This window comes from Pseudomonas sp. Colony2 (assembly GCF_019382755.1).
Lineage (GTDB): Bacteria > Pseudomonadota > Gammaproteobacteria > Pseudomonadales > Pseudomonadaceae > Aquipseudomonas.
In genome coordinates this window covers 2,229,358-2,235,242 of sequence record NZ_CP080030.1, presented here as the reverse complement: position 1 = coordinate 2,235,242, position 5,885 = coordinate 2,229,358, and the positions used below count along the sequence as shown (strand labels likewise).

Annotated in this window: 7 protein-coding genes; 3 read left to right on the top strand and 4 right to left on the bottom strand. The window is 62.8% G+C overall.

Annotated elements, in window-relative coordinates; genetic code table 11:
• Positions 1-626: TetR family transcriptional regulator (locus JV201_RS09595; RefSeq protein WP_219406810.1), on the bottom strand; the 626-nt coding region annotated here is incomplete at its 3' end.
• Positions 627-755: 129 nt separating this feature from the next.
• On the opposite strand from JV201_RS09595, the gene JV201_RS09590 reads away from it, so the two are divergent.
• From JV201_RS09590 to JV201_RS09580, 3 genes are read left to right on the top strand one after another with little or no spacing between them, the layout of a single operon-like run.
• A complete protein-coding gene (locus tag JV201_RS09590; RefSeq protein WP_008438792.1) occupies positions 756-1,412 on the top strand; it encodes an O-methyltransferase in 657 nt (218 codons plus the stop codon).
• Positions 1,413-1,434: 22 nt separating this feature from the next.
• On the top strand, positions 1,435-2,640 hold the full coding sequence (locus tag JV201_RS09585; RefSeq protein ID WP_219406809.1) for an arabinose transporter: 1,206 nt from the start codon (positions 1,435-1,437) through the stop codon (positions 2,638-2,640).
• A 22-nt stretch (positions 2,641-2,662) separates the two neighbouring features.
• On the top strand, positions 2,663-3,874 hold the full coding sequence (locus JV201_RS09580; protein ID WP_219406808.1) for a YeeE/YedE family protein: 1,212 nt from the start codon (positions 2,663-2,665) through the stop codon (positions 3,872-3,874).
• A 115-nt stretch (positions 3,875-3,989) separates the two neighbouring features.
• Here the strand turns inward: JV201_RS09580 and JV201_RS09575 are convergent, their stop codons facing one another.
• From JV201_RS09575 to JV201_RS09565, 3 genes are all read right to left on the bottom strand, one after another.
• On the bottom strand, positions 3,990-4,373 hold the full coding sequence (locus tag JV201_RS09575; RefSeq protein ID WP_219406807.1) for a cytochrome c: 384 nt from the start codon (positions 4,371-4,373) through the stop codon (positions 3,990-3,992).
• A 33-nt stretch (positions 4,374-4,406) separates the two neighbouring features.
• A complete protein-coding gene (locus tag JV201_RS09570; RefSeq protein WP_219407147.1) occupies positions 4,407-5,306 on the bottom strand; it encodes an alpha/beta hydrolase fold domain-containing protein in 900 nt (299 codons plus the stop codon).
• Between the two features lie 147 nt (positions 5,307-5,453).
• The coding region (locus JV201_RS09565) for a TspO/MBR family protein (protein ID WP_219406806.1) at positions 5,454-5,885 on the bottom strand (432 nt) is incomplete at its 5' end.

Genomic DNA, 5,885 nt, shown 5'->3' with positions numbered 1-5,885 from the left:
TGGTTAAGCACCGTCACATATGCACTGAACATATCCGCCATCGCGTCCGCGTAGGCGATGATTTGCACCTCGGTACGCGGGCTTCCCGAGAACTCTTTTGCCACCGAACTGAAGGTGGTGGCGATCAAATCGCACGCCAGTATGCGAGTGGCTTCCGGCACCTGCGGCAGTAATTCAAACATGAACGTCTGGAAGATGTTTTGTCCCTCCGCCCGAACCTCATGGGCCTCCGGCGCGTCACGGTAAAGCGGTGCCGCGTCGCTCAAGGCGACCCGCATCTGCGCCTCCTCACACTCCGAACGAATGAACGCATGCACCAGCGTGCGCAACCGCTCCAGAGGCGGTTGACGCACGTCCTCCAGGATCCGGCTGAGCATCTGCGAGGTTTGCTGCCACTCATCGGTCTGCAGCCGAAACAGGATGGCCGCCTTGTTGGGAAAGTACTGGTACACCGACCCCACGCTGACACCGGCCTTTTCCGCGACCCGTGCGGTGGTGAAACGGCTGGCACCTTCCTTGGCCAAAACCTGAATAGCCGCCTCCAGAATGGCCGACACCAACTCGGTGGACCGCGCCTGTTTGGGCTCTTTGCGTGAGGAAATCTGCGAGGTCTGGCGATCGGTCATGGGGCGTTCCTGCTGCCGTTGGAATGCGAATAGCGAATGTGACGAATTGTTCGCATACTTTAAATGCGACGAATCATTCGCATACTAGCCCGGCGCCTCACGGCGCTCAACCTGCAGCAGGACATCCCCATGAATACGCTTACCTCGGCCCCGATGGCGGCCCTGATTGAACGGCTGTACACACAGGCCGATGCCGCCACCAGCCCCGTCATCAACACAGTGACCCACGAAGAACGCGACCGCCTGATGCGCAGCAAGACCGACTACCTGGCACTCTACGGAATGCTGAAAGACCTGTGGTTGCCCGTCTCCCGCGACACCGGCACCCTGCTGTACATGCTCGCACGCAGCAGCAAAGCGCAGGCCATCGTCGAGTTCGGTACTTCGTTCGGCCTGTCCACCCTGCACCTGGCGGCCGCCCTGCGGGACAACGGCGGCGGCACGCTGATCAGCAGCGAGTTCGAGCCCTCGAAGATCGCTCTCGCCCGGCAACACCTGGAGCAAGGCGGCGTGAGCGACCTCGTGGAGATCCGCCAAGGCGATGCCCTGGTCACCCTGGCCACCGGCCTGCCCGACAGCGTCGACCTGCTGCTGCTCGACGGCGCCAAGGCGCTGTATGGCGATGTGCTGAACCTGGTGGAAAGCCGCCTCAAGCCTGGCGCGCTGATCATCGCCGACAACACCGACTACTGCCCCGACTACCTGGCCCGGGTGCGTTCGCCAGCAAACGGCTACCTGTCGGTGCCGATCGGTGACGACGTCGAGCTTTCCGTTCGCCTGGGCTGATGCCCGTCAGAGGATTCAACTCATGTCTGGATTGGTAAGCCCTGTGGTACTGAAATTACTGCCCATCACCCTGGCGGTGTTTGTCGGGTTCCTGATCATCGGCATGCAACTGCCGGTGCTGCCGCTGCACCTGCACAACACCTTGGGCATGGACACGCTGGTGGTGGGCGTGGTGATCGGTGCGCAGTTTGCCGGGGCATTGTTGTCGCGGTCCTGGGCCGGCAATTTTGCCGATATGCGCGGCCCCAAGCGCGCCATGCTCGTGGGCATGCTGGTGGCGGCCAGCTCCGGCTTGATCTACCTCGCGTCCCTGGCGTTTGTGGCGTCGCCGGTGGTCTCGGTGTGGGTGTTGCTCGCCGGGCGCGTGGTGCTGGCGCTGGGGGAAAGCCTGATCGTGACCGGCTCGATGGGCTGGGGTGTCGGGTTGGTGGGGCCGCAAAATACCGGCAAGGTCATGGCCTGGATCGGCATCGCAATCTACGCCGCGTTTGCCCTGGGCGCGCCCCTCGGGGTGGCGGTGAATAGCCAGTGGGGTTTCAGCGGGATCGCCGTCGGGACCATGGTGATTCCGCTGCTGGCACTGGCCATCGTCGCCGGAGCGCAAGGCGTTGCGCCCACCAGCCTGCGGCGCACCTCGTTTTTCAAGGTGCTGCGCTCGGTGTGGGTACCGGGGTTGGGCCTGGCCTTTGCAAGCGTCGGGTTTGGCGTGATTACCGCGTTTATCGCGCTGCTGTTTGCCACCAAGGCCTGGGGCAATGCGTCATTGGCGTTTACCGCCTTTGGCCTGGCGTTTATCGGCGCGCGGATTTTCTTTGGGCACCTGCCCGACAAGATCGGCGGTGCCAAGGTCGCGCTGGTGTGCGTGATAATTGAAGCCGCCGGGCAGCTGTTGATCTGGGGCGCGGACAGTGCGTTGACTGCCTACCTGGGCGCGGCGCTGACCGGTTTCGGCTACTCCCTGGCGTTTCCCGGCTTTGGGGTGGAGGCGATAAAGCGCGCGCCGCCCCAATCCCGCAGCCTGGCGATGGGTGCGTATGTGGCGTTCCTGGATATTTCGCTGGGGGTCAGCACCCCGCTGATCGGCGCCTTGGCCGGCGTGGCCGGAGTGGCATCGGTGTACCTGGCGGGCGCAGTGGCCGTGGCGCTGTCGGTGATCGTGGCGCTGGCGTTGCTTTTCAAGGCGCCAGTGGCGGAGCGCGAGGTTTATACTTCGCCACCTCGCCCTTAACCCACATCACCCGAGATTCCCGATGAGCCTTTCCCTGTCCACAACCCCAGCGCGCAAGCCGGTCGCGCCATTGCTGGCGTTTACCATCCTGCTGTTCGGCGCCGTCTTCCTGCAAAACAGCGTCGGCTCGCGCCAGGTGCTGTTGCTGGTGGTCGGCGCCGCACTGGGCCTGACGCTGTACCACGCTGCCTTCGGCTTTACCTCGGCCTGGCGAGTGTTCATCACCGACCGGCGTGGCGCGGGCTTGCGTGCGCAGATGGTGATGCTGGCGATTGCCGTGGTGCTGTTCTTCCCCGCGCTGGGGGCCGGCACCCTGTTCGGCCAGCCCGTGGTCGGGCTAGTGGCGCCGGCCGGGGTTTCGGTGGTGTTCGGGGCATTCATCTTCGGCATCGGCATGCAACTGGGCGGCGGCTGTGCGTCCGGCACCCTGTTCACCGTGGGCGGTGGTAACGCGCGTATGCTGGTGACGCTGTTCTTCTTTATCTGTGGTTCGTTGATTGCCACCCACCACATCGAATGGTGGTTTGCCCTGCCCTCGTTCCCGGCGATCTCCATCGTCAAAAGCTTCGGTGTAATGCCGGCATTGCTCGCGAGCCTGGCCGTGTTCGGGGTCATCGCAGCAGTTACCGTGCGCCTGGAAAAAGGCCGTCACGGGCAACTCGAAGCCGGCGTCACCAGCCAGCACCAGGGCCTGCGCCGCTTCCTGCGCGGGCCATGGCCATTGGTGTGGGGCGCGATTGGCCTGGCCCTGCTCAACTACGCCACCCTGGCACTGGCCGGGCGGCCATGGGGTATCACTTCGGCGTTCGCCCTGTGGGGCGCCAAGGTTGCCGGCGGGTTGGGCGTGGACGTAGGCAGCTGGGCGTTCTGGCAAATGCCGGGCAATGCCAAGGCCCTGGCGGCGCCGGTGTGGGAAGACGTCACCAGTGTGATGGACGTCGGCATCATCCTCGGTGCGCTGTTGGCTGCGGGATTGGCCGGGCGTTTCGCTCCAAGCCTCAAAATTCCGGCACGCTCGCTGTTCGCCGCAGTGATCGGTGGGTTGCTGCTGGGTTACGGCTCGCGCCTGGCGTACGGCTGCAATATCGGCGCGTACTTCAGCGGGATTGCGTCGGGTAGCCTGCATGGCTGGGTGTGGTTGGTGGCGGCGTTTATCGGGAATAGCGTGGGCGTGCGGTTGCGGCCGTTCTTCTTTGCAGGCGAGCGTCCGCAAGTGGCATTGAGCGGTTGCTGACTGATCGTTCCCACGCGCAGCAAAGGAATGCCGCCGGGGACGCTCTGCGTCCCGCACTGGGTGACGCGGAGCGTCACGGGATGCATTCCCACGCAGAGCGTGGGAACGAGCAGCATCATCGGCTTTTTGAAATCACACCACTCATGTACTGATTCAAGTCGCGGAAGTCCTGAACTTTCCAGGTGAACGGTGACAACTTCACACCGTTCTCCCGCAACGTTCTGGGAATCAGGTCGCCATTTGGACGAAGAATGACGGACGACACGATAACGCCCGGATAATCACTCAAGCGTTTTTTGAAAGTAGCCGTTGTCAGGTCAGGCGTAGGCGGATTGCTTTTATTCGCCAAGGGGCCCGTGCCTTTGATATCCGCGCCGTGGCACATGGCGCATCGCTGCAGATAAATGTTTTTCCCGTTAACGTTGTCCGCAAAGGACAGTGACGTTTGAACCAGCGATAAAATCCCCAGCGACGCGATGAACGACTTTCTTATTTTCATCTTTCCATGTGGCCTTGTTGTAAAAATCCAATATCAACCAACCGAGCGTAAACGACCCGTGATCCACTCGCGGCTGTAAGCCAGCACCCTGCCCGACATCGCCGTCGGAAAATGAATAAACCCATGAGCCGCCTGCGGCAACAGATACACCTCAGACCCCGCCCACCGCTCAGCCATCTGCAGCGTGTCATCCAGCAGCGGGTCCAGATCCCCCACAAACATCAGCGCCGGCGGCATCCCCGCAAGGTCGCCATACAACGGTGACAACGACGGCTGCCGACGCTGCTCATCACTCAAGCCCGGCGTCAGCAAGCGCAGCGCCTCCACCATGCCCGGCCCGTCCAGCAACAGTGTTTCCCGCCCCGCCGTGCGCACGCTCGGCGTACCGGTCAAATCGTAGACGCCGTAATACAGCACAGCCCCCCTCACCCGCGCCAGCAACTCGGGCCATTGTTTCAGCGCCAGCAACGTCGCCGCCGCCAGATGCCCACCGGCAGATTCGCCGACGACGATCACCGGCAGGCCGGCAAACTCCTCACAGTCCGCGAGCAACCAGCGCGCCGCAGCCAGGCAGTCTTCCAGAATCCCTTCCACCGGCGTGTTCACCGCCAGCCGGTAATCCACCGACACCACCGCCACGTCGCACGCGTTGACCATGGCCACGTTGAGGTCGTCATTCATCTGCGCATTGCCGATCACCCAACCGCCGCCATGGATATCCAGCACCACGCCCTTGGCCTTGCCCTTCGGCCGGATGATGCGCAGCGGCACCGAGCCCACCCGCCGGCTTTCTGCCTGAAGGCCATGCTTGAGCAACTTGTTGCCGGCCACCATCTGGCTGGAGCGCAACAGCGCCTGGATCACCCGGGGCGTCACGCGGTTGCGGATGCGAAAACGCGGCAACCAGGCGAGCCTTTGGTTGAAGCGCTGCATTTGCGCCAGTTCATGTTCTTCAGCAGGCCACAGCGTATGAGTTCCCAATCTGATATTTCCTCTATCTCTAAACGAGATGTTCACCTTCGCCAGTGTGCGTGGGCATCATGGCAATGATGTTTCCGCCCTCTGCCCACGCCGCCAGGCTCAGCGGTTATTGCGCAGGATGGAAAAATTCAACGCTGCCGCAACGCTTAGCCACACCAGGTACGGGAACAGGATCAGCCCGGTGATCAAATCCAGGCGCACCGTCAGCAGCACCATGGCGGCCACTACCAGCCACAGCAGCGTAATGATCACCATCCCGGCGAAAATCCGGTGGGCGCCGAAGAACACGGGCGTCCACAGGGTGTTGAGTGCGATCTGTGCGGCCCATAGAGCCAGCACGATTTCGCTGCCGGGAATCAGGGTCAGCCGGTAGCCGGCCCAAGCCAGCAGCAGGTAGATGATTGTCCAGGCGACCGGGAACAGCCAGTTGGGAGGGGTGAAGCTGGGTTTGACCAGGGTGGCGTACCAGTCGCCCGGCTTGAAGATGATGCCGGTGCTCGCAGCAGCACCGCAGGCCAGAAGAAAAATAAA

Excerpts from the sequence above, each read along its gene's own strand:
- JV201_RS09590 (WP_008438792.1), top strand. The coding sequence starts at position 756 with ATGAATACGCTTACCTCGGCCCCGATGGCGGCCCTGATTGAACGGCTG.
- JV201_RS09585 (WP_219406809.1), top strand. The coding sequence starts at position 1,435 with ATGTCTGGATTGGTAAGCCCTGTGGTACTGAAATTACTGCCCATCACC.
- JV201_RS09580 (WP_219406808.1), top strand. The coding sequence starts at position 2,663 with ATGAGCCTTTCCCTGTCCACAACCCCAGCGCGCAAGCCGGTCGCGCCA.
- JV201_RS09575 (WP_219406807.1), bottom strand. The coding sequence starts at position 4,373 with ATGAAAATAAGAAAGTCGTTCATCGCGTCGCTGGGGATTTTATCGCTG.
- JV201_RS09570 (WP_219407147.1), bottom strand. The coding sequence starts at position 5,306 with ATGCAGCGCTTCAACCAAAGGCTCGCCTGGTTGCCGCGTTTTCGCATC.